Source organism: Sphingobacterium sp. UGAL515B_05, from assembly GCF_033097525.1.
Taxonomy (GTDB): domain Bacteria; phylum Bacteroidota; class Bacteroidia; order Sphingobacteriales; family Sphingobacteriaceae; genus Sphingobacterium.
The window spans coordinates 3,283,924-3,307,181 of the sequence record NZ_CP109907.1; the positions used below are offsets into that span (position 1 = coordinate 3,283,924).

General features: G+C 41.8%; 20 protein-coding genes. 10 read left to right on the forward strand and 10 right to left on the reverse strand.

What is annotated here, in order from left to right:
• Positions 1–177 precede the first annotated feature (177 nt).
• The 3 genes from mnmA to OK025_RS13410 all read left to right on the forward strand — a co-directional run bounded on the left by mnmA (position 178) and on the right by OK025_RS13410 (position 3,117).
• Entirely contained in the window at positions 178–1,269 is a 1,092-nt protein-coding gene (gene mnmA, locus OK025_RS13400; RefSeq protein WP_046672147.1) for a tRNA 2-thiouridine(34) synthase MnmA, read from the forward strand.
• 188 nt (positions 1,270–1,457) lie between these two features.
• On the forward strand, positions 1,458–2,522 hold the full coding sequence (locus tag OK025_RS13405; protein WP_317664399.1) for a PA0069 family radical SAM protein: 1,065 nt from the start codon (positions 1,458–1,460) through the stop codon (positions 2,520–2,522).
• A gap of 52 nt (positions 2,523–2,574) precedes the next feature.
• Complete coding sequence (locus OK025_RS13410) at positions 2,575–3,117, forward strand: GNAT family protein (protein WP_317664401.1); 543 nt, start codon at positions 2,575–2,577, stop codon at positions 3,115–3,117.
• 72 nt (positions 3,118–3,189) lie between these two features.
• On the opposite strand, the gene OK025_RS13415 is transcribed toward OK025_RS13410, so the two are convergent.
• The 4 genes from OK025_RS13415 to OK025_RS13430 all read right to left on the reverse strand — a co-directional run bounded on the left by OK025_RS13415 (position 3,190) and on the right by OK025_RS13430 (position 7,501).
• On the reverse strand, positions 3,190–4,608 hold the full coding sequence (locus OK025_RS13415; protein ID WP_317664403.1) for an amino acid permease: 1,419 nt from the start codon (positions 4,606–4,608) through the stop codon (positions 3,190–3,192).
• Between the two features lie 383 nt (positions 4,609–4,991).
• On the reverse strand, positions 4,992–5,153 hold the full coding sequence (locus OK025_RS13420; RefSeq protein ID WP_317664405.1) for a FeoB-associated Cys-rich membrane protein: 162 nt from the start codon (positions 5,151–5,153) through the stop codon (positions 4,992–4,994).
• A gap of 6 nt (positions 5,154–5,159) precedes the next feature.
• A complete protein-coding gene (gene feoB / locus OK025_RS13425) occupies positions 5,160–7,262 on the reverse strand; it encodes a ferrous iron transport protein B (protein ID WP_317664407.1) in 2,103 nt (700 codons plus the stop codon).
• A complete protein-coding gene (locus OK025_RS13430) occupies positions 7,262–7,501 on the reverse strand; it encodes a FeoA family protein (RefSeq protein ID WP_317664409.1) in 240 nt (79 codons plus the stop codon). The genes feoB and OK025_RS13430 overlap by 1 nt, the downstream gene beginning before the upstream one ends.
• Before the next feature lie 128 nt (positions 7,502–7,629).
• On the opposite strand from OK025_RS13430, the gene OK025_RS13435 reads away from it, so the two are divergent.
• Positions 7,630–8,079, forward strand: coding sequence for a MarR family winged helix-turn-helix transcriptional regulator (locus OK025_RS13435; RefSeq protein WP_317664412.1), 450 nt, complete (start codon positions 7,630–7,632; stop codon positions 8,077–8,079).
• A 5-nt stretch (positions 8,080–8,084) separates the two neighbouring features.
• On the opposite strand, the gene OK025_RS13440 is transcribed toward OK025_RS13435, so the two are convergent.
• Complete coding sequence (locus tag OK025_RS13440) at positions 8,085–8,894, reverse strand: ZIP family metal transporter (protein WP_317664414.1); 810 nt, start codon at positions 8,892–8,894, stop codon at positions 8,085–8,087.
• Positions 8,894–9,475 (reverse strand): phosphatase PAP2 family protein, encoded by a 582-nt coding sequence (locus OK025_RS13445; RefSeq protein WP_120336230.1) that lies wholly within the window; start codon positions 9,473–9,475, stop codon positions 8,894–8,896. The genes OK025_RS13440 and OK025_RS13445 overlap by 1 nt, the downstream gene beginning before the upstream one ends.
• A 200-nt stretch (positions 9,476–9,675) precedes the next feature.
• On the opposite strand from OK025_RS13445, the gene glmM reads away from it, so the two are divergent.
• Together glmM and OK025_RS13455 are read left to right on the forward strand one after the other, a co-directional pair.
• Complete coding sequence (gene glmM, locus OK025_RS13450; RefSeq protein WP_317664418.1) at positions 9,676–11,058, forward strand: phosphoglucosamine mutase; 1,383 nt, start codon at positions 9,676–9,678, stop codon at positions 11,056–11,058.
• An 87-nt stretch (positions 11,059–11,145) separates the two neighbouring features.
• A complete protein-coding gene (locus OK025_RS13455; protein ID WP_317664421.1) occupies positions 11,146–13,221 on the forward strand; it encodes a Na+/H+ antiporter in 2,076 nt (691 codons plus the stop codon).
• A 146-nt stretch (positions 13,222–13,367) separates the two neighbouring features.
• Here the strand turns inward: OK025_RS13455 and OK025_RS13460 are convergent, their stop codons facing one another.
• The 4 genes from OK025_RS13460 to OK025_RS13475 form a co-directional block, all read right to left on the reverse strand.
• Positions 13,368–14,390, reverse strand: coding sequence for a WD40/YVTN/BNR-like repeat-containing protein (locus OK025_RS13460; RefSeq protein ID WP_317664423.1), 1,023 nt, complete (start codon positions 14,388–14,390; stop codon positions 13,368–13,370).
• Positions 14,391–14,403: 13 nt separating this feature from the next.
• On the reverse strand, positions 14,404–14,877 hold the full coding sequence (locus tag OK025_RS13465) for a hypothetical protein (protein WP_286775096.1): 474 nt from the start codon (positions 14,875–14,877) through the stop codon (positions 14,404–14,406).
• 1 nt (position 14,878) lies between these two features.
• Positions 14,879–15,367, reverse strand: a complete 489-nt coding sequence (locus OK025_RS13470; protein WP_317664426.1) for a hypothetical protein — start codon at positions 15,365–15,367, stop codon at positions 14,879–14,881.
• 96 nt (positions 15,368–15,463) lie between these two features.
• Positions 15,464–16,486, reverse strand: a complete 1,023-nt coding sequence (locus OK025_RS13475) for a LacI family DNA-binding transcriptional regulator (protein WP_317664427.1) — start codon at positions 16,484–16,486, stop codon at positions 15,464–15,466.
• A gap of 120 nt (positions 16,487–16,606) precedes the next feature.
• Between OK025_RS13475 and OK025_RS13480 the strand changes: the two genes are divergently transcribed.
• The 4 genes from OK025_RS13480 (at position 16,607) to OK025_RS13495 (ending at position 23,226) form a co-directional block, all read left to right on the forward strand.
• Positions 16,607–18,091 carry a xylulokinase gene (locus OK025_RS13480; RefSeq protein ID WP_317664428.1) on the forward strand — a complete coding sequence of 495 codons (1,485 nt, stop codon included), beginning with the start codon at positions 16,607–16,609 and terminating at the stop codon, positions 18,089–18,091.
• Position 18,092: 1 nt separating this feature from the next.
• Complete coding sequence (gene xylA / locus OK025_RS13485) at positions 18,093–19,421, forward strand: xylose isomerase (RefSeq protein ID WP_317664430.1); 1,329 nt, start codon at positions 18,093–18,095, stop codon at positions 19,419–19,421.
• A 51-nt stretch (positions 19,422–19,472) separates the two neighbouring features.
• On the forward strand, positions 19,473–21,149 hold the full coding sequence (locus OK025_RS13490) for a sodium/sugar symporter (RefSeq protein WP_201638738.1): 1,677 nt from the start codon (positions 19,473–19,475) through the stop codon (positions 21,147–21,149).
• Positions 21,150–21,270: 121 nt separating this feature from the next.
• Positions 21,271–23,226: a gamma-glutamyltransferase family protein gene (locus OK025_RS13495; protein WP_317664432.1), complete on the forward strand. Its 1,956-nt coding sequence runs from the start codon at positions 21,271–21,273 to the stop codon at positions 23,224–23,226.
• Positions 23,227–23,258 lie beyond the last annotated feature (32 nt).

Genomic DNA, 23,258 nt, shown 5'->3' on the forward strand with positions numbered 1-23,258 from the left:
ATGGGTTTGTTTCCCTATTGCGATGCAAATATAGTCCGATAATTTGAATTCTAAAACTTTTATGCAGATTATTTTCGTACTTTTTTCGAACGTGTTGATTTTGATCGAGATAAAATTACAAGAAACTAACATATAGGAAAAGGAATAAGCTGTATCTTTGCATTTCAATAATTAGAGATGAGTAAAAGAGGAAGAGTTTTAGTTGCAATGAGTGGAGGGGTAGATAGCTCCGTTGCTTCTGTCATGCTCCACGAACAAGGATATGAAGTTATCGGTATCACGATGAAGACATGGGATTATGCATCCGCAGGTGGTTCGTCGAAAGAGACCGGATGTTGTAGCCTTGATAGTATCAATGACGCTCGTACATTAGCCGTAAACTATGGTTTCCCTCATTATATATTAGATATACGTGATGAGTTTGGAGATTTTGTGATTGATAATTTTGTAGAAGAATATATTGCTGGACGCACGCCTAACCCATGCGTATTGTGTAATACCCACATCAAATGGGAGGCTTTAATGAAACGTGCTGACAAATTGGACTGTGAATTTATCGCTACCGGGCACTATGCCAATATCCGTATGCACGACAATGGTCGCTATGTGATATCAAAAGGTAAGGATGAAAATAAAGATCAATCTTACGTTCTATGGGGCGTGTCTCAAGAAAACCTTGCGCGGACGCAGTTCCCTTTAGGATCTTTCACGAAGAAGGAAATTCGTCAGATGGCTTTGGATATGGGACAAAAAGAATTGGCCAATAAGTCTGAGAGTTATGAAATCTGTTTCGTTCCTGACAACGACTACCGTGCGTTTTTGAGACATAAGGTGCCAACATTGGATCAACAAATTGGTCCTGGTAATTTTATCCTTTCCGATGGTACCGTCGTCGGTAAACATATTGGCTACCCTTATTTCACCATCGGTCAACGTAAAGGCTTAGGTATTGCCTTGGGTAAACCGATGTTTGTGATCGAAATCCTTCCAGAAAGTAATACGGTGGTATTGGGTGAAGAACACGAACTTGAAAAGTCACATGCCTATGTTCGCAATGTGAACTTTGTGAAATATGCAGGACTGGATCAACCGATGGAAGCAATTTCAAAGGTACGTTATAAAGATTCTGGTGCTTTGTCGACCATCTCCCAAGAAGGCGATAAAGTGCGCATTGATTTTGTACACAATGTGAAAGGTATTGCTCCTGGACAATCGGCCGTTTTTTATGAAGGCAATGATCTACTCGGTGGTGGTTTCTTAATGAAATAAGAAGAAGCTGGATTGAGATCTAGCATAAAAATTTTAATCCCTATACTGTAACGACAGTATAGGGATTTTTTGTTTGGTTTAAAATGCGATTTATTTGGGCTTCAAACTCGAGGATATTCGCTTTCGGCCTTTGGGAAAATTAAGAGATCCAAATTTGTTTTTACTAATAATTTTAGTAGTTTTAACCTATGAATGCATCGGAATATCTTAAAGGCAGGGGGGCACAGATCAATCCCAATAACAAATTTTTTTCTAACCAATACGTGCAGGAGCATGTTGAAGGGCTGGATGAGGAGTTCTTGGGGGCCGAAAAAACACAATTTATTCCGACTCATCCAAAATCCATTATTTCTAAGTCAAATAGTCCGGATCTCCGTTTTGAAAGGTCCATTAACCCCTATCAGGGCTGTGAGCATGGGTGTATTTATTGTTATGCGCGCAATTCGCATGAGTATTGGGGTTTTAGTGCAGGATTGGATTTTGAGCGTAAGATTCTGGTAAAACATAATGCGGCTCAGCTTCTCGAACAGGAGTTTAGAAAATCGAGCTATCAGCCCGATTTGATTATGCTTTCCGGCAATACAGACTGTTATCAACCTATTGAACGAAAGCTGGGTATCACACGTTCACTTCTAGAATTGATGGTCAAATACCAGCATCCGGTCTCTATCATCAGCAAAAATGTACTGATGCGGCGGGATTTTGATCTTTTGCGTGGGCTTGCAGCGCACAATCTGGTTTCCGTTGCAGTAACCATCAATTCGTTGCGCGAGGAGGTACGTCAGAAAATGGAACCCCGTACTGCAACGGCATCGGCCCGGTTGAAACTGATTGAGGGATTGGCAGGGATTGGTGTACCCGTTATGCTGATGATGGCACCCATCGTTCCGGGGATCAATAGTGATGAGATTTCAGATCTGATTCGTTCGGGAGCAGATGCGGGAGCAATTACAGCCTCTTATACCATCGTGCGGCTCAATGGACAGATCGGTGGTATCTTTAAGGATTGGCTCTATCAGAATTATCCTGACCGTTTTGAAAAGGTATTACATTGGATTGAAGCCTGCCATGGCGGAAAAATTAACGATACCGATTTTGGACGGAGGATAAAAGGGGATGGTCATATGGCCGAGAGTTTACAGCATTTATTCAAGCTTTCCGTCAAGAAATATATGAATAATGGGACACTTCCATCCTTGAGAAGGGATCTTTTCCGCTTACCCGATGCAGGCACGCAGCTCGGCTTGTTTTAATTATTATTGTCAAATGGCTGAAGAAAATTAAGCCATTTGTGTAATTTTAAAAATGGAAATTAAAACAGAACGGCTCAAGCTCAGATCCGTAGAGAAAATAGATGTGGAAAATATCCATTCCCTATTAATGTACCCTGAATCTGCATTGTTTAATCCGAGTGGATTTCCGGATGGAATAGCCCATACGGCGCAAATGGTGGAAGCTTGGTCAGCGCAAATCAATGAATCCGATGTCCGAAAGGATTATACCTTTTATATAGAAACTCTAGAAGGAAAGGAATTTATTGGTCTAATTAATATCAGCGTTGTCAAGCTACGCTATCGAAATGCAGAAGTATGGTTTAAGCTTGTTCCGACAATGTGGAATAAGGGCTATGCAACAGAGGCATTGAACCGAATCTTGACATTTGGTTTCAAGGAACTTAATTTTCATAGAATTGAGGGCGGCTGTGCTGTTGAAAATATCGCTTCCGCGAAAGTAATGGAGAAAGTCGGCATGGTCAAAGAGGCCCGCAGACGGAAAATTTTGCCTTTAAAAGATGGTTGGAGCGACAATTATGAATTTGCTATTCTCGAGGAGGAATACCCGCTTTAAATTTTAGCAAAAAAGCCTGATTCATGCAATGAATCAGGCTTTTTTTATTGATAAGATCGAGGTTCCAGTGAACTAAGATTTCTTTCTTTTGATCAAAACATAACTCACATAGCTTAATATAAGCCAAGCGGGGATCAATTCTACCGGAAGTTTCATTCCCGTTATCCACATAATGCCAAGTACAGCGATCAAAAAGATCAGACAGATATAGTTACTTAGGGGATATAGAAAGGATGGAAACTTGGTCTGTAAGTGGGCATCGAGTTTATTCTTTCTGAAATACAAGTGTGTAATGGAAATCATCACCCAGTTTATAATCAGTGAAGATACCACAAGCGACATCAAGATCTCCAAGGCATTTTTCGGCGCAACATAGTTGATAAATACACAGATCGCAGCGAACAGTGCCGAGACCAAAATTGCGTTAATAGGCGCATGATTCTTGTTGAGTTTCGAAAGAAAACGAGGGGCATTCCCCTGTTCTGCCAGTCCATATAGCATTCTGCTATTGCTGTACACACTGCTATTATATACCGATAATGCGGCGGTTAGGACAATGAGATTTAGCGCATTTGCAATAATTTTTGTGAAATAGAAAGTCTTTCCAAAGATGGTAAATTCAAATCCATTAAGTTTATCAAATACCAGTACAAAGGGACTTGTATCGGCGGTGATATTCGTCCACGGCGTCAAAGAGAAAAGAATAATGAGTGCACCTACATAAAAGATCAAGATCCGATAGATTACCTGGTTGGTCGCTTTGGGGATGTTCTTTTCGGGATGTTCGGCTTCTGCAGCAGTAATACCAACCAACTCTAGGCCACCGAAAGAAAACATAATCAATGCCATGGCCGAAAGGAGACCTTCAAAATTGCCATCCGATGTTTCGTTAAACCAGCCTTTTGAGAAAAAACCACCATGTGAAGTCAGGTTGCTGAGACTTGCCTGCTCACCTCCAGTACCGCTTGCCAGTAAGTATACACCAAAAACAATCATTGCGATGATCGCAATAACCTTAATAATGGAAAACCAAAATTCCGTCTCGCCATAAATTTTGACAGAGGCAAGATTAAGGGCGTTGATAGCAAAGAAGAAAAATAAACTTGATGCCCATAGGGGTATTTCAGGCCACCAGAACTGCACATAAACGCCTATTGCTGTGAGTTCGGCCATGCTCACCAAGATATACAGGACCCAATAGTTCCAGCCCGAAGCATAACCTGCAAAAGAACCCCAATATTTGTTGGCGAAGTAGCTAAAACTTCCTGAAACAGGTTCCTCAACGACCATCTCGCCCAATTGGCGCATAATAAAAAAAGCAATAATTCCAGCGAAAGCATAGCCGAGTATAACTGCCGGCCCAGCTAGTGTGGCAGCCTTCCCAATACCCAGAAATAAGCCTGTGCCAATTGCACCACCCAGGGCAATTAATTGAATATGTCTATTTTGAAGTCCTCTTTTTAATTCTTCCTTATTGTTCTGTTTCTCCATGTGTATGGTTAATACGGTTACTAGTCTGTTTTGACTGATCCTTGGCAGGGGAAACCTATGAAGACTTTACTCCGTACCAGAATCGAATTGGTCAAAATTGCTGCCGCTGTATGATGTGCCGACGAATATCGTGGCTCCCAGTGCATCTTTTGCCCTAAGCGCATAAAGTTAACAAAACACTCAGGTATTTGTGCACATTCTGTTGTGCTTTTAATGTATTTCGTTGTTTTTTTATAAACAATGGCGGTAGCCATGTTTGGCTAAAAAATAGAAAGCGCCGTAATTTGGAAATACGGCGCTTTATGAACTAGTAGCTAGTGTGATTTTTGGCCACTCTAGCTAATAACGAAATCTTATTTGTAAATGCTACTCAAAAAGATAAATTAATTTGTTTTTTGTGTTTTTTCTATGCTGCAGTCGCATCCACAGCCTTTTGAGCAGCTTGACTTGCCCTTTAATGATTTTCGGACATTTTTAACGACATACCATACAGCCGCCAAAACGAGAATTCCTACGATGAGATATTGTACTGTTAAATTATCCATAGCTTTTTATTTTAAAAGTTGATAAGCAATTAAGGCACTGAAATAGGCCAAACCTGTCATAAAACCAAGCTGTATTAAAGTCCATTTCCACGAACCTGTTTCCCTTTTTACTGCGGCAATTGTACTCATACATTGCATAGCAAAAGCATAGAACAGTAATAAGGATACACCGGAAGCTAAATTGTAAGCCGGCAAACCGGTATTCCGGTTAATTTCGCTTTTCATTTTGCCCAATACCGTTGTTTTAGATGCTTCATCTTCGATATCCACTTCGTCACCAAGGCTATACACGGTGGCCATTGTGCCCACAAATACTTCACGGGCAGCAAAGGAAGAAATGAGACCTATGCCCATCTTCCAGTCATAGCCTAATGGTTCAACAACAGGTTCAATAGCCATGCCAAGATAACCAAGGAAGGAGTGCTCCAGCCGATAAGATGAAACTTCATGCTCCAAATCTGCTTCGGACAGGTTGGGGTTATTTTTTGTTACATATTCTTCTGCTTGGCTAAATTTGTCGTTTGGACCAAAACTGCCTAATGCCCAGAGTATAACGGAAATGGCTAAAATAATTTTACCTGCGCCGAAGACAAAGCTTGATGCTTTTTCCCAAACATTTAAGGCTACATTTTTCCAATCCGGAGTCTTATAGGTGGGGAGTTCAAAGATGAGAAATGATTTGTGTTTTGATTTGATGACTTTGGTCAGGATAATCGCGGATAGCAAAGCTGCGAATATGCCAAGCAGGTACATCACAAACAATACAATACCTTGTATTTGAAAGCCTCCTAATTTCGTGTCCGGTATCACCAGTCCGATCAGAACGATATAAATAGGGAGTCGTGCCGAGCAGGTCATAAAAGGCGTTACCAGAATAGTGACCAGTCTTTCTTTGCTATTTTCGATGTTACGTGCAGACATGACCGCAGGAACAGCACAGGCTACGCCCGAAATCAATGGAATCACTGATTTTCCATTCAGACCAAAGGGACGAAGCCAGCGGTCCATCAGGAAAACAACACGGCTCATATAGCCCGTTTCTTCCATGATCGAGATAAAGATGTATAAAATAACAATCTGTGGAATGAAGATTACAATCCCGCCAATACCTTTGATAATACCATTGCTGAGCAAATCGGTCAGAGGTCCTGCAGGAAGTGCTGTTTGTGTATAGGCTGCAAGATCACCAAATAAACCATCGATAAAATCCATGGCTGGTCCAGACCAGGTATAAATTGCCTGGAAGATTAAAAAGAGGATGCCAAAGAAGATAACATAACCAAAGATTGGGTGAAGCAGGATGCTATCGATCGTATTGGTTTTGTTTTTATTCGAGGATTCATCCTTTACATAGATTTCAGCAAGGCTGCTATCTAAGGATTTACTACGCAGTATGGCTTCGTCTTTTTGCAGCTTTTCGGCCCGCAATTGATATTTTTCACGGATTTGCTGAATAGCCTGATTTTTTTCCTTCGATAAAAAAGATACTTCGCCTTTGGCCAGGTATTGCCAGGTATGGTATTCCGTATCTAATGGGAAAAGACGTTTGGTTTCCTCTAATGCTGCATCAGCTTCCGTTGGTAAACTGAATTTGCTGATATACATGGGCGGAACAGCATCAAAGTTTTTGATCAGCTGATCGATACCTTGCCCCGTACGCGCATTGGTTTCGTATACTTTTGTATTTAATAGGTGCTCAAGTTTCTGAACATCGATTGTAATTCCTTTTTCTTTGGCTTCATCAATCATATTGATGACAAAGATGGCCGGCAGACCGAGTTCCCGGGCTTGTTGATAAAGAATAATAGACCGTTTTAGGTTCGTTGGTTCGGCGACGACAACGACGAGGTTTGGTCTGAAACTACTTTCTTTATTGACTAAAGTATTGAAAACAACTTCTTCGTCCAATGAACTTGGGAACAGGGTATATGTACCCGGTAAGTCAATAATACGATAAACTTTGTTGTTGGCTTTAACTTGCCCCTCACGTTTTTCGACCGTAATACCGGGATAATTTCCTACTTTCTGATTTAATTTTGTAATCCGGTTAAATAGAGATGTTTTACCCACATTTGGATTACCCAAAAGTGCAATAATCGGGTTATTCATTATTTCTGATCAATAAGGATGACTTTAGCTTCTGATTTGCGGATAGCAATTAAGGCGTTATTAGCACTAATATTTAGACATATAGGACCGTCCAAAGGTGCGATATGTTTCACTTCTACTTCAGTACCGGGAGTAAACCCCAATTCGAAAAATTTAGCTGGAATTTCGTGTGAATCAAAATCGATAATTACCGCCTTTTCCCCTTTTTTTAGCTTATCTAAGCTAGTTCTATTACGCATCTACCTGTTTTTTTGAATTCTTCAAATATACAGAATTTCTACCATTTAGAATGATTCTAATGTCATAGTTATGTATTTAGTAAAAAACAGCTATCTTTACTGTTAAGAACGATTAATTATCAACCAGAATGAAGATTGAGGACGAAATCAAAGTAAATAAGTTCAGCAATGAATGGCATCGTTGTACGGTAAATATTCTATATACGTACAATTGGATTAACAATGAGCTAGAACAGCGTGCTGCCAAAGAAGGAATCACTTTGAAACAGTTTAATGTCTTGCGCATATTGAGGGGCCAATATCCGAAGCCTGCAACCAATAATCTGATTAAATCAAGAATGTTGAGCTCTACCCCAGACATCTCACGTATGATTGACCGTATGGTTTCCAAAGAATTGGTTTCACGTTGTCAATCGGGTGGGGATAAAAGGGCAGTGGATTTGGTTATCACTGAGAAGGGCCTCGAGATTCTTAAGAGTTTAGATGAGGATATGCTGATGAAGGATCTTTTACCTAATCGAATTAGCGAAGAAGAAGCTGTTACCCTAAACACACTGTTGGATAAACTTCGCGGCTAAAGAAATTAATGCGCATGGTCATGATGTTCATGATCATGCGGTTGTTGATCCTGGTCGTGCCCATGATCATGTTCTCCGACAAATAGGAAACTTCCGAGTGCAATAGCAACACCTGCTATCACAGCAATCATTTTCTTTTTATTGAATTTATGATGGTCAATTGAGCCCGATTCAAAAAGTATCGTCGTTGATATGTGCAAGAAAATACCAATAACCACAGCCATGATTTTATCAAAATATTGCTGGATATTTCCTACTTCACCTGCGCTGATGGCTTTACTCAGCAAAAAACCAAATGGAGTCATTGCCGCAAATAAAGCTAGTGTAATAAGGATGGTGTTTTTCTTTAAATGTGTACTCAATAAAATACTTCCCAATGCAAATGCCGCCGGAATGTGGTGGATGGATATGCCTAGTGCAAGTTCAGTCTGATGTGTTGCTGCAAGTGGCATGCCCTCAAGAAACGCATGAAGACATAGACTGAACATAATACCGATTGGAAAACGATGATTGTGGTGGTCGTGATCATTATCGGTATGGATATGGCCATGCTCGATCCCTTGGGAGAACTGTTCAAGAAAGAGCTGGAAAAGAAATCCAGCAAGCACATAAATACCCAATACCTCAGGTGAAGTATTGTTAGACTGATAGACATGTGGAATGAGGTGCAGTACCGTAATAGAGAATAAATAGGCTCCACTGAAAGAAAGGATGAGTTTAAGGAAACTGGTTCCTTTCTTTTGTACAAAAAATACAGCAATTCCACTTGCAAATGCAGGTATGAATAAAATTAAAATCAATAAAATTGAATTCATTATACGTGTTCAGTTTTAAAAAAGCTAGGCACAAACCGTTTGAATAAGTAGCCTGTTGCCAATCCAACCAGGATACCTAAGGCTGAGCCACAGAGGACATCAAACGGGTAATGGACACCAACATAAATTTGAGAGACCGAAATTAGGGTTGCCCAGGTAATACAAAGCCAAAGCGCATGTTTCCATCTTCTCCGGAAAAGTACAATCCAGAAAAAAGCAAGGGAAAAATGATTGGCCGCATGAGAGGAGGTAAAGCTAAAGCCAGAGCCACATCGCACCCGGATGTTGACATTTTCTTTAAACTCCACGTCGTTACACGGTCTGATTCTTTTTACAGTCTTTTTGATCAAATGCGATGATATACCATCGGAAATTCCGAAGGTAACCAAGGTCATGGCAACAATTAGAATTCCTGTTTTTCCATAGGTCTTTATGAAAAATATGATCAGAAATAAATACAAGGGGGCCCAAGTGTATGGATTGCGTAATATAGGCAATAACCAATCAAATACGGGGTTACTCAAGCCCTGATTAATGGCCAGAAAAATCTCTTGATCGATGTGTACTAATTGTTGAATCATAAATGTTGCTGATGACAATGAAATTCCCAAACTTTAAAAACTCACTTTTCAAAAGTAAAAATAATTTCATTGCAAACGGTTGTTTCTTTTAAAAACAACTTTGTTGCAACAAATATACATTAAATATTCATTAATTATAATTTTAATTCGATATTTTATTGCCATTGTGCTAAATTTACACGTTAATCAATTCAAAAGAAATGACTTTAATTAAATCAATATCAGGAATACGAGGTACGATAGGCGGGCGTGCTGGAGAGGCACTTACCCCGATAGATATCGTTAAGTTTACGGCTGCTTATGGCAAAATAATTGTTAAGCAGAGTGGTATCAAAAAAATTGTTGTTGGAAGAGATGCGCGTGTTTCTGGTGAGATGGTAAGTAATTTGGTGATTGGAACCCTGCAAAGCATCGGTGTTGATGTGGTTGATTTAGGTCTTTCAACAACGCCGACGGTAGAGATTGCTGTACCTATGGAAAAAGCTGCTGGTGGTATTATTTTGACTGCTTCACACAATCCAGGTCAATGGAATGCGCTAAAGTTACTGAATGCAAAGGGCGAATTTATTTCAGATGCCGAAGGGCAAGAGGTATTGGCCCTTGGTGAATCCTTAGACTTTGATTTTTCCGAAGTTGAAGTATTAGGACAGGTTCATAAAGACTATTCCTATTTACAGAAACATGTAGACGCTGTATTGGCGTTGCAATATGTTGATAAGGAAGCGATTAAAGCCGCTAATTTTAAAGTTGCTTTGGATGCCGTAAATAGTACAGGTGGTACATTCATACCTGCCTTATTGGATGCGCTTGGTGTGCAGACAATCTATAAAATCCATTGTGAGCCGAATGGTCAGTTTCCGCATAATCCCGAACCATTAAAAGAGAACTTGACGGATTTATCGGCTGCGGTTATTGAAAACAAAGCTGATTTAGGGATTGCTGTAGATCCAGATGTAGATCGATTGGTCTTTATGATGGAGGATGGTGAGTTGTTTGGTGAAGAATATACCTTAGTGGCCGTAGCAGATTATTTATTGCAGCATAAAAAAGGAAATACAGTTTCTAATTTATCTTCTACACGCGCACTGCGTGATGTAACTAAAGCACATGGTGGCGAATATTATGCCGCTGCTGTTGGTGAAGTCAACGTGGTTACAAAGATGAAGGAAGTCGATGCGGTAATTGGCGGAGAAGGAAACGGCGGTGTTATCTATCCTGCATCTCACTATGGCCGTGATGCGCTGGTAGGGGTGGCCATCTTCTTGACACATCTGGCTAAACTTGGTAAAAAAGCCTCCGAATACCGCGCCTCATTACCGCAGTACTTTATGTCAAAAAACAAGATTACACTGACTCCGGAATTGGACATTGACAACCTATTGGCCAAAATGGAGGAAAAATATAAAAATGAAGACCATTCAACAATCGATGGATTGAAAATAGACTTTGAAAATGAATGGGTTCATTTACGTAAATCGAATACCGAACCGATTATTCGGATTTACTCGGAGGGACCTACGCCTGAAGCTGCTGAGCAGATCGCGCAGAAGATTATCCGCGAAATTGAAGAAATAATCAAATAAAGACAAAAGCTGCATATGCAGCTTTTTGTTTTAAGACTGATCTCATCGTAAGAGGATTGTCTTAGTTATTACGAAGTTTTATAAAGTATGATTAGAAAGATCATTTTAGGTACGTATTGTTTTCTTAGTTTAATTTTATTTGTCTTTCCGACAAGTGCCCAGCAGCCTATGGACGAAATCAATGGGCTACTGGATCGTTGGCACAAAACTTCGGGTGAGGTAAAATATGGCCCATTTTTGAATGTTATTGCTTCGGATGGAGTTATTTTGGGTACTGATCATGATGAAAGGTGGGATAAAACCCATGCGGAGAAGTTCAGCGATCAATATTTCAATCCAAAAAATGCCTGGACTTACACCTATGACAAGCGGCATATCAGTTTTAATGGCGATAGCACGACGGCCTGGTTTGATGAAACGTTTAAGATCAATACCAAGTCCTTTCGTGGCGTGGGCGTATTAACTAAGCTGGACAATGAATGGAAGCTTCGTCAATACAGCATTTCCATGTCGGCACCATATGCGGATGTGAAAGCGGCCGTAGGTGGAAAGGCAGGTCAGAAAATTCACAGTAACCTGTTATTGGTGATGGTGCTGTTTTTCTTTATGGCCATGTTATTTGTGCTGAGTCAACGCCTCAAGATCTCTTACCCCATTCTGTTGGTTATTGGCGGACTTGTGATCTCGTTGATTCCCGGGGCACCTGTCATAAGTGTTGATCCCGATATCGTGTTTATGGTATTTTTGCCGCCCTTGCTTTTTGAAGCGGCCTGGTATACCAATTGGGGGAATTTTCTAAAGTGGCGACGGTCTATTTTTATCATGGGCTTTGGTTTGGTCTTCTTCACATCGCTGGCGATTGCCTACTTTTCGGTCAGTATTATTCCGGGGTTTACCTTGGCGCTGGGCTTTTTACTGGGTGGGATTATCTCTCCCCCAGATGCCGTGGCTGCTAGTTCTGTCCTGAAAGGGGTAAGTATTCCTAAACGTGGAATTGCGATATTGGAAGGGGAAAGCCTGGTGAATGATGCGGCTTCATTGACGGTATTTAGATTTGCATCCATTGCGATTCTTACCGGCCAGTTTGTGATGAGCACTGCGACGACGCAGTTTCTGATGTTATCGGTCATGGGCGTCGTAGTTGGTCTGGTCATCGGTCACATCCTCTATATATTCTTACGTTATGTAGCTAAGTCGTCGAGCATTTCAACACCCATAACCCTCATTGCACCTTACCTGATGTATATTGTTGCGGAGCATTTTGAGTGGTCGGGGGTCTTGGCCGTGGTTAGTGGCGGATTGTTTCTTTCCTTCAGGGCAGGGGATTACCTCAACTATCATACGCGTATCCAAACGAAAGAGGTTTGGGCGACAGTGGGCTTTCTCTTAAATGGATTTGTCTTTATTTTAATTGGACTTGAACTTCCGGTAATCATCAATGGTTTGGGGGAATACTCCATGGAGGAAGCTATTGATTATGCATTGGCGATTTGTGTAATTGTTATTGTTTTGCGATTAATCGCCGTTTATCTTTCGGCTTTTGTTCCCAGGATATTGTTCAAACGGGTCCGCATCAAGGAAAAGAGTCCAGGATGGAAATTGCCCCTGGTCGTTGGCTGGGCCGGTATGCGCGGAGTGGTTTCTTTGGCATCAGCATTAGCAATACCATTGACGTTATATGATGGAACGGCCTTCCCACACCGAAATCTGATTTTGTTCATTACCTTTGTGGTGATTTTAGTGACGCTTGTTTTTCAGGGGCTTACATTGCCTTTGTTGATTAAATTGATAAAAATTGAAGAGGTCGATGAGCAAGCTTCCATGGAAGAACAGATCGATGAGATTCGGGTACGTCTTGGCAAAGAATCTATTGCGTATCTGGATAAACATTACGCAAAGGAAATGCTGGAACATGAGACAATTGCCCGTGTTAAAGAGCAGATCATCCGGAGCGTAAATGCATCGGAACGAGCAAAAGAGGAGGATACCCGTGCGCAGCTTTCTGCAGTAAGGGGGCTCTATAATAAAATTATGTTGGAACTTTTGGCGCTACGTCGTGACGGTCTGTACAAGATCAAAGAAAGTAAGGCTTTTGACAGTGATGTTATTAAAGAGATCGAGTATTCCCTGGATCTGGAAGAATCGCGTTTGTCGCGCAAATAGTTGTTTATAAACGAGTAAACCTCGTTTTTTTTTGCACGGCGAAACCTAGTGTCGGCATTGAAAGAAATGTGCTTAGTCGAGCAAAAAATAGTGCGCTAGTGTTGTAAGTAATCGTGCGCGGAAGTGCAAAAAATAGCGAATTTAGCTTATAATGCTAAATTCGCTATTTTTCCTTTATCGCCCGCTAAAAATATTGCTCGACCTTTTTTTGCCTTTTGGACGGCATTAAAACTTTCCTTTCCGATAGCGGTCCAGTTTTTCCCGCCGTCATTCGACAGATCTGTACCCGAGGTACCTGTGCTGATTAGCTGTTTTTTGGAAATATATATCACGGCCGACTTAAAGCCAGCGGGAGCTGTTTTTGGTGCAAACCATGTTTTACCGCCATCGTTGGTTAGTAGGCTATTTTTTTCTTTGTTTTTATCCGCTTTGTAATCGCCACCGACTACAATGCCAGTTTTCGACGAGTAAAATGCTACGGAAAAAGGACCGGTGCTATTTTTCCCCTGAATGATGGGGCAGCTGTAACGTTGCCATGTGTCCCCCTGATCTTTGCTGCTGTAGATATTGGCCGCTGTTCCACCGGTGGCAATCCAGTATGTCCCTTTATTATCGCAATAGATGGATGTTCCACTGGCCGCAAAACCTGCCTCTCCTTCCGTAATTGTAAAGTGCATATTTGCGGATATATCTTTCCAGGACTTTCCGAAATCTATGCTTTTTAATAGGGGCATTTTCCCCTGAATGGCGTCGCCAAAGGCAATGCCGACCCCTTTTGGTGTGAAAGCAAAACCGTCATAAAATATTTCGGGTCGCTTGTCTGTGAATACTTCTTTCCAGCTTCGACCGCCGTCATGAGTACTTAAGATGATCGCAGGGGAACCTGCCGAAATAATTAAGGCTTCATTCTCATCAAATGCTTCGATATCCCTAAAATCTGTTTTTTCGTAGCCAATTGGATTGACCCACTGCCAGTTTTTTCCGGCATCGGTGCTGAGCCCGACGGTACCGTTGCTTCCGCTTACCCATACCGTTGTATCATCGACCACGCTTAGGCCTCTGTAGCTGCTGTTTCGCTCTTGATTTACAAGGTTAATGGTCGCTTGTTGAGCATTCAGATGGCCCAGGAACAAGATGTGGGTAATAAAAATCAGAAATAAAGGTTTCATGTGGTTATACTTTTTATTTAAACAAATCTACTCGTCTTTTTGAAACTTTTCCTTGTTTTTTTAAGATTGTTTTGCGGAGCTGAAGAAATCCAACCGTCATTTTCCTCGGTGATTTAAAATAAGGAATGCTCAATACGACCAACAGCGCAATGCAGGCGGAAGTGCCGAGGGCTCCGCCATAACCAGTAAAAAATTTACTGGTATTGAGCAGAATTGTCGTGAAAATAACGCCAGCTAGAGCCAAACCGAAATAGGTTGATAGCTGGTTTTTTGAGACCATGCCTATAAATGACGCGCCTATAAAAATAGGGGGGATGTACTGTGCGAGATAAGGAGAAACACTTTGTGGGAAGAAGTGAAGGAAACCTGCGACAACTAAGGTCAGCATTGCGGACGAGCGCACTGCCCCTTGGTGAAACTTGGTGTTGACATAGTATGTCGCCGTGCTCCCGATGATGCCAACTAGGTATAAAATGAATGTTTCCATATTACTTAAAAATATATAACAGCAGGTATGTCAATGAAACCCCAAGAAAGGCCAATGTGCCTAGTTTACCGCCGACACCATTTAATAAACTCTTCGATACAATCAGGAAGATCGCTGTAAAGATACTGGCTGCTAAAATAAAAGAGAATCCATGAGCTACCTGCGCATTGGACATTCCTACAAATGCACCGCAATAAATTGCTGCAGGGAGGTGGGGCAGATAAGTTGAATTTTTGTTGATATTGGGAATGAAAGAAGCTATGGTACCTGTCAGCGCTGCCCCCAATACAGGGCCCAAACCGAAGATCTGATTGAAATAGTAGGATGCAATCGCCCCTATAGGTACCCAAAGGGCAATTTTGATCGATTCATATTCATGCCTGTGATGATGAATGGGCGACCTGAGGTAACTGTATAAAATCAGTAAGGACAATAGGCCGATAAAAGCCAATACAATATAAGAATGTGTATTTTCTACAAAGATGGCCACTAAAAAAAGGGCCTGAATGACAAATAATAAGCAGATGCTTATTATCCTAAATTTCTGCCGGGCTTGCATTTAAACAAATTTAGGCAAAGGTACTGATTATTTGTCTATTCTATTGGTAGATTTTCTTTTTATCAATATGGGATCAAGAACAATCTGTTCGATTGCTTCGTACGGACTTTTTTGTTTAACCATTTTCAGAAAGAGTTTTGCACATTCTTCCCCCATTTTGTTGGCCTGTTGATCAATACTTGATAGTGTAGGGCTGATAAAGGAAGAAAAGGTCTGGTTTGCAAAACCGATCACTCCTGTCGCTGGAATGGCAATATTTGCAGTTTTTAATGCCTGTATAATTCCCACGGCTGTAAAGTCATCACCACCAATAAAGGCGTCCGGTTGGATTACAGATTTTAGAATCTGTTCGGTTCCTTTGATGCCGGCTTCAATGGATAAGTCGCCACGAATGATAAAGTCTTCCTGCGGGGAAATCTCCGCATCTTTTAAGGCCGCTTCGAAACCACGGAAACGATCCTGGAAAATAGCGATTTCTTTGTCCGTTGTGATAAAGGCAATGTTTTTGTAACCCTGTTCGAGCAGGTGCTGTGTTGCAAGGTAGCCGGCTTTAAAATCGTCAAGTTTGACCACAGGAGCAGGAATATCTTTATGGGTACGGTCAAAAATAACCAGGCATTTGCGCTGATTGATCACTTCCTGAAAATGCTGGGTTTCCTGCGTCTCCAGCGACAACGAAGCAATGATGCCGTCTACCTGAGCTTCAAGTAAAGTCTTCACGCCATTGACTTCATCTTCAAAAGATTCATTCGATTGATAAAGCAATAGGCTGTAGTTGTGTTTTTTTAACTCTTTTTCAATGCTATGCACGGCTTCTGCAAAAAAATGAATTTGCATGGTAGGAACAATGACACCGATGGTATTGGACTTGCCCGAGGAAAGAGAAGAGGCCAACTTATTGACGCTGTAATTCAATTCCTTTGCTTTGTCTAACACCAGTTTTCGTGTCGCCTCACTGATCGTAGGCACATTATTTAGTGCGCGCGATACGGTAGAGACTGTCACTCCAAGCGCACGGGCTATATCATAAATTGTCGTTTTTTTATTCACGCTCCAAAGTAAATAATTTTATTTAATATTTTGATAATTCAGAAACATACCCTACTTTTATGCAACCGGTTGCAGTATAAGGCCGATGTTGTTTTTTATAACCAATTAGAATTGATTACCATGTATTTATTAGGTATAGACGTAGGTACTTCTTCCGTAAAAGTTTCGATTGTTGAGGCATCTTCACAACGTAAGGTTTGCTCAGTGCAATATCCGGACGTAGAAGCTCCTATCATTACGTTGGAGCCCAATTGGGCTGAACAGAACCCGCTCGATTGGTGGGACTACTTTAAACAGGCTCTGTTGAAGGCAAACAGGCTGGGCCTGTATGACCCGAAAGCAATTTCGGCCATTGGTATTGCCTACCAGATGCACGGTTTAGTTGTGGTCGATAAAGATCAGCATGTGTTGCGAAATGCCATTATCTGGTGCGACAGCAGGGCTGTTGAATTGGGAAATATCGCTTTTGAAGAAATCGGAAGGTCTTTCAATCTGAGTCATCATCTGAATTCACCCGGTAATTTTACAGCGTCAAAGTTGGCCTGGGTAAAAGCAAACGAGCCGGAAATTTATGAAAAAATAGATAAGATCATGTTGCCGGGGGATTTCATCGCCATGAAACTTTCGGGGCAGGTGACGACTTCCATCTCAGCCTTGTCTGAGGGGATATTCTGGGATTTCAAGGACAATGTATTGTCGCGTACGATTATGGACTATTATGGCTTTGATGATCATCTTATTCCTGAGATCTTACCTGTGTTTTCAACGCATGGTCAAATTAAATCCGCTGTTGCTGAAGAACTTGGGCTATCCAGTACAGTGACCATCAATTATAAAGCCGGCGACCAGCCCAACAATGCACTTTCGCTGAATGTCCTTCAACCTGGCGAAGTTGCTGCGACGGCTGGCACTTCAGGGGTGATCTATGGCGTCAGTGACAAACTGATCGCCGACCGCGAATCGCGCGTAAATACATTTGCCCATGTGAATTATCAGGACAATGATATCCGGACAGGTGTACTGCTCTGTATCAATGGAACAGGCATTATGAATAGCTGGGGGAGACGTTTGTTGGGCCACGATTTGTCTTATGAGCAGATTAATGCGATGGCTGGCGCATCTCCTATCGGTAGCAAAGGATTGCAGGTTATCCCATTTGGCAACGGTGCCGAACGGATGCTCAACAACCAAACTGTTGGGGCTTCAATTTCGGCGATAGATTTGAATAGGCATGAGACAAGCGATATGCTGCGTGCTATACAGGAAGGTATTGCATTTGCTTTTCGCTATGGTTTGGATATCATGCGCGAAAATAATCTGCATCCAAATATGATTCGTGCAGGTTATGCGAATTTATTCTTGAGCTCCGTTTTCAGGGAGTCATTTGTGGGGGCCACTGACGTTCCTGTAGAAATCTTTAATCATGATGGCAGTATTGGCGCCGCTCTTGGAGCAGGTATAGGAAGTGGGTATTATGCCGATTTTACAGAAGCTTTTCGTTCTTTGAAACCTGTTTATACAGTGGAACCTCAATTTGTAGCGCAATATGAGGAGCACTATCAGCAATGGAAGGAATTATTAAACAAACAAATAAATAACAAATAAGATGAATATTATCAAAGGGAAAAAGGAATTTTTCAAAGGCGTTGGCCAAATTCAATTCGAAGGAAAAGACAGCACAAATCCATTGGCTTTCCGTTATTATAATCCAAAACAAATTGTTGGTGGCAAGACCATGGAAGAGTATTTTAAATTTGCCTGTTCATACTGGCATTCTTTCAACGGTAACGGATCTGATCCATTTGGCGGACCGACACATCAATTTCCATGGGATGAAAGCAACGACGTAATCACGAGGGCAAAAGATAAAATGGATGCAGCATTCGAATTTATCAGTAAAATAAATATCCCCTATTATTGCTTTCATGATGTAGACTTAGTTGATTATTCGGATAATGTGGTTGAAAATGAAAAACGTCTGTCAACTATCGTTGATTATGCGAAGGAAAAACAACAGGAAAGCGGTATAAAATTGCTTTGGGGAACAGCCAACCTTTTTAGCCATAAACGCTATATGAATGGAGCTGCAACTAACCCTGATTTTCATGTTCTTGCACATGGTGGAGCACAGGTCAAGGCAGCCTTGGACGCAACGATTGCTCTTGGTGGTGAAAATTATGTTTTCTGGGGTGGAAGAGAGGGGTATATGAGCCTTTTAAATACCAATATGAAGCGTGAGCAGGAACATCTTGCACAGTTTTTACATATGGCCAAGGATTATGCCCGCAAAAATGGTTTTAAAGGAACTTTCTTTATCGAGCCTAAACCATGTGAACCAACAAAACATCAATACGATTATGATGCGGCTACTGTGCTGGGCTTCCTGCGTCAGTATAATCTTTTGGAAGATTTTAAATTAAATTTAGAGGTAAACCATGCGACATTGGCCGGACATACGTTCCAGCATGAGCTACAGGTTGCTGTAGATGCAGGTAAATTAGGCTCCATTGATGCTAACCGTGGTGATTATCAAAATGGATGGGATACGGATCAATTTCCGAATGATATCAATGAATTGACCGAAGCCATGTTGATTATTTTAGAAGGTGGTGGATTCCAAGGTGGAGGTGTGAATTTTGATGCCAAAATACGCCGCAACTCGACAGATCCTGAAGATTTGTTTTATGCACATATCGGTGGTATGGATCTTTTTGCACGCGCGCTTATTACGGCAGAGCGTATACTGCAGGACTCGGATTACAAAAAAATACGGGCCGACCGTTATGCTTCTTTTGATACAGGCCATGGTGCGTCATTTGAAGAACGAACACTGACCCTGGAGAACTTAAGGGATTTAGCTGTGGAATTAGGAGAACCAAAAACCATTAGCGGTAAGCAGGAGTATTTAGAAAATTTGGTCAATAGATATATATAGTTCTAAAAATATTTCTATATTAGGCGATCAAATTAAACCAATTACCAATACATGAATAATTATTTAAGCACAAAAGATTACATCGTTTTCCTGATATACTTTGTTATTGTGGCAGGTTACGGATTATGGGTGTACTATCGCAAGAAATCTGAATCTGTAGGTTCCAAAGACTATTTTTTGGCTGAGGGGTCATTGACCTGGTGGGCTATCGGAGCTTCACTTATTGCATCCAATATTTCGGCCGAGCAATTTATCGGTATGAGCGGTTCCGGATTTAAGATGGGATTGGCTATTGCGACTTACGAGTGGATGGCTGCCATTACACTGATTGTCGTTGCGGTATTTTTTATCCCGGTATACTTAAAGAACAAGATCTTTACGATGCCACAGTTTCTCCATAAACGATATAATGGAACTGTTGCGATGATCATGGCCGTTTTCTGGTTGCTGTTGTATGTTGTCGTCAATTTGACATCCATCCTCTATTTGGGAGCTATTGCGGTAAGTAGTATTTCCGGTATCAGTCTGGAGGCCTGTATGTATGCCATAGCGATTTTTGCTGTGATCATTACCTTAGGTGGTATGAAAGTAATCGGCTATACGGATATTATTCAGGTTTTCTTTTTGGTATTGGGTGGTTTGGCGACCACTTACCTAGCCTTGAATCTCGTTTCAGAGCACTATGGTGGATCAGGAGTATTGGAAGGCTATCACTTGATGACCGAAAAAGCTTCCGACCACTTTCATATGATTCTGGATCGTAAAAATGAGAACTATCTCGATTTACCGGGGCTGACCGTATTGATTGGCGGTATGTGGATCGTTAATTTGAATTACTGGGGATGTAATCAATACATCACGCAACGCGCGCTTGGAGCAGATTTGAAAACCGCAAGAAACGGTATCTTGTTTGCTGCATTTCTGAAGTTATTAATGCCTATCATTGTCGTGTTGCCGGGTATTGCAGCCTATGTCATGTGGAAAGATGGCTTGTTCCAAAATGAAATGATGCAACATGGTGAGGTGAACCCTGACCACGCTTATCCAGTTTTGTTGAATTTATTGCCAGCAGGTTTAAAAGGCTTATCGTTTGCAGCATTGACAGCGGCAGTGGTCGCTTCTTTGGCAGGTAAAGCAAACAGTATTGCAACAATCTTCTCCTTGGATATTTATAAAAAAGTATTCAATACAGAAGCATCGGATAAGAAATTGGTCAATATCGGCAAGCTAACTGTTGTGGTTGCCATGATCTTGGGTGTGCTGATTGCGCCACATTTGGGTATCGATAAAAAAGGTGGATTCCAATATATTCAGGAATATACGGGGTTTGTATCTCCTGGTATTTTTGCGATGTTCATTTTAGGATTCTTCTGGAAGAAAGCAACTTCAAATGCAGCTTTGTTTGCAACAATTGGTGGTTTTATTTTCTCCATCATCTTCAAGAAATTGCCGGATTGGGTTGATCTGTCATTCTTGTCATCGACAGGTTTCTCCGTTCCAAATCCAACGACAGGAATCTACGAAATTCCATTTTTGGATAGAATGGGATTTGTTTTCATCATCTGTATTATCGGAATGATTCTCATTAGTATCATCGACAATAAGCGTGGTGTCGTGCCAGCTGGATTGGAAGTTGATACCACGATGTTTAAACCACATCGGGCGTTTTTGGTCATTGCATTGATCGTAGCGCTATTGGTTACAGCATTATATTCAATTTATTGGTAATTCAATAGCAAATAAGATTTTAAAAACTCCCATCAACCGAGGTTGATGGGAGTTTTTTGTTTGTTTTAAAAATACCTATCTTGGTTTTACTAAAACCTTTGCTTAACGAAAGATTACTGCTATGAAGAGAAGATCCCCCTTGCTACTGACGACGCTGTTTGGATTACTTATTACCGGAGTGCCAATGCTGAGCTCTGCTCAGCGCACACAGAAACCACCCTTACATGGAAAACATTGGATGGCTATTACGGGCAAACCCTTGGCGGCAACAGCCGGTGCCCAGCTATTCCAACAAGGCGGAAATGCGGTGGACGCTGCTTGTGCAATGCTCGCAGCAACCTGTACGATGTGGGATGTACTGAGTTGGGGCGGAGAGACGCAAGCGTTAATTTATCATCCGAAACTAAAGAAGGTCATTGCGATAAATGCCTTGGGGGTAGCACCCAGTGGAGCGACAGTCGATTTTTTTAGATCAAAGGGCTACGAATTTCCACCAGAATATGGCCCTCTTGCTGCTGTCACACCGGGTACACCCGGCGGATTGTGCTATATGTTGGCGCATTATGGAACGAAAAGTCTAGCAGAAGTATTAGCTCCTGCTCTTGAAATGGCTGCAGGGTACCCGATTGACGCGCAAACTGCAACGAGTATTGAACGTGGCAAAGAGCGCATTAAAGCATGGCCGTACAGTAAAAAGGTATTTTTAGTACATGAAGGTAAATCCTGGGAAGCTCCAGAGGCGGGAGAGGTTTTCGTGCAGCAGGATCTGCATAGGACCCTGTCCAAATTGGTAGAAGCCGAAAAGCAGGCTCTTGCGGCGGGAAAAGACCGGAAAGCTGCAATCATGGCTGCTTATGACCGGTTTTATACCGGCGATATTGCAGATGAATTTGTCCGTGGCAGTAAGGAGCAGGGTGGCTTAATCACGAAAGCAGACTTAGCCAATTGGAAACCCATTGAGGAGGAACCATTGCATGTCAATTATAAGGGCGTTGACGTATATAAATTACAAGAATGGACACAGGGACCAGCCATGCTACAGAGTTTGCAGTTGCTGAAAAACTTTGATCTAAAGGCAATGGGTTATAATTCTGCTTCTTATATTCATACACTCTATCAGGTTATGAATTTGGCCTTTGCTGATCGGGATTTTTATTACGGTGATCCTTACGGTAAACCTAAGACACCTATTCAAGGTCTTTTACATGAGTCCTATGCCAAGTCGAGGGCCGCAACCATTGATCTTACGCAAAATAACCCGAATGTACTTCCGGGAGACCCTTATCCCTACGAAGGTAAGCAGAATCCGTATCTTTCGTTACTGGAGCAGCGTGAGAAGGAGTTTACGCCACATACGGAGCTGAAAAATGATTTTGTGCCTAAACATGATGCACGCACAAGTTCGTCGCTAACGGAATTGCCAAAAACAGCTCTTTTGGCATCTTTAACCGTGGATAGTGCTTATGTCGACCGTTTATTGCGGGGAACAACAAGCGTTGAAGCTGCGGATGAAGAAGGTTGGGTTGTTTCGATCACACCGAGTGGTGGTTGGCTCCCTGCCTGTATTGCCGGAAATACCGGGGTGGGCATGAGTCAGCGCTTACAGAGTTTTGTCTTAGATTCATTGATTAACCCGTTCAATGTGGTCGAGCCGGGTAAAAGACCGCGTGTAACGCTTACGCCTTCGATGGCTTTGAAAAACGGAAAACCTTACCTTTCTTTTGCCGTGCAGGGCGGAGATACACAGGATCAAAACCTATTGCAGTTTTTCTTGAATATGGTCGAGTTTGGTATGACGCCACAACAAGCCAGCGAGGCGGCCAATATCAACAGTAACCAGCTTTGGCTATCGCTGGGAGGAACGAAGACCGACGATCGAAAGCCGCGCTCAGGTAGCCTTTTATTGGATAAAAATACAGCACCAGCAATTATTGAACAATTAAAGAAAATGGGGTATAGCATACAGCTCGGTGATCGTACCAGCGGCCCTATAAATGCGATTTATTTCGACCAGCAGCACCATACGCTTTGGGGCGGTAGCAGCAACAATGGGGAGGATTATGGTATCGGGTGGTAGCGTCTCCTTGGCTTGCTGCTCGGTTTTGGTTT

Bases quoted from the DNA above. Each gene is read 5' to 3' on its own strand.
- OK025_RS13430 (WP_317664409.1), bottom strand. From the start codon at position 7,501: ATGCGTAATAGAACTAGCTTAGATAAGCTAAAAAAAGGGGAAAAGGCG.
- OK025_RS13440 (WP_317664414.1), bottom strand. From the start codon at position 8,894: ATGAATTCAATTTTATTGATTTTAATTTTATTCATACCTGCATTTGCA.
- OK025_RS13460 (WP_317664423.1), bottom strand. From the start codon at position 14,390: ATGAAACCTTTATTTCTGATTTTTATTACCCACATCTTGTTCCTGGGC.
- OK025_RS13490 (WP_201638738.1), top strand. From the start codon at position 19,473: ATGAATAATTATTTAAGCACAAAAGATTACATCGTTTTCCTGATATAC.
- OK025_RS13455 (WP_317664421.1), top strand. From the start codon at position 11,146: ATGATTAGAAAGATCATTTTAGGTACGTATTGTTTTCTTAGTTTAATT.
- OK025_RS13415 (WP_317664403.1), bottom strand. From the start codon at position 4,608: ATGGAGAAACAGAACAATAAGGAAGAATTAAAAAGAGGACTTCAAAAT.
- OK025_RS13420 (WP_317664405.1), bottom strand. From the start codon at position 5,153: ATGGATAATTTAACAGTACAATATCTCATCGTAGGAATTCTCGTTTTG.
- OK025_RS13465 (WP_286775096.1), bottom strand. From the start codon at position 14,877: ATGGAAACATTCATTTTATACCTAGTTGGCATCATCGGGAGCACGGCG.
- xylA (WP_317664430.1), top strand. From the start codon at position 18,093: ATGAATATTATCAAAGGGAAAAAGGAATTTTTCAAAGGCGTTGGCCAA.
- glmM (WP_317664418.1), top strand. From the start codon at position 9,676: ATGACTTTAATTAAATCAATATCAGGAATACGAGGTACGATAGGCGGG.
- OK025_RS13405 (WP_317664399.1), top strand. From the start codon at position 1,458: ATGAATGCATCGGAATATCTTAAAGGCAGGGGGGCACAGATCAATCCC.
- OK025_RS13435 (WP_317664412.1), top strand. From the start codon at position 7,630: ATGAAGATTGAGGACGAAATCAAAGTAAATAAGTTCAGCAATGAATGG.
- OK025_RS13445 (WP_120336230.1), bottom strand. From the start codon at position 9,475: ATGATTCAACAATTAGTACACATCGATCAAGAGATTTTTCTGGCCATT.
- OK025_RS13410 (WP_317664401.1), top strand. From the start codon at position 2,575: ATGGAAATTAAAACAGAACGGCTCAAGCTCAGATCCGTAGAGAAAATA.
- mnmA (WP_046672147.1), top strand. From the start codon at position 178: ATGAGTAAAAGAGGAAGAGTTTTAGTTGCAATGAGTGGAGGGGTAGAT.
- OK025_RS13480 (WP_317664428.1), top strand. From the start codon at position 16,607: ATGTATTTATTAGGTATAGACGTAGGTACTTCTTCCGTAAAAGTTTCG.
- feoB (WP_317664407.1), bottom strand. From the start codon at position 7,262: ATGAATAACCCGATTATTGCACTTTTGGGTAATCCAAATGTGGGTAAA.
- OK025_RS13495 (WP_317664432.1), top strand. From the start codon at position 21,271: ATGAAGAGAAGATCCCCCTTGCTACTGACGACGCTGTTTGGATTACTT.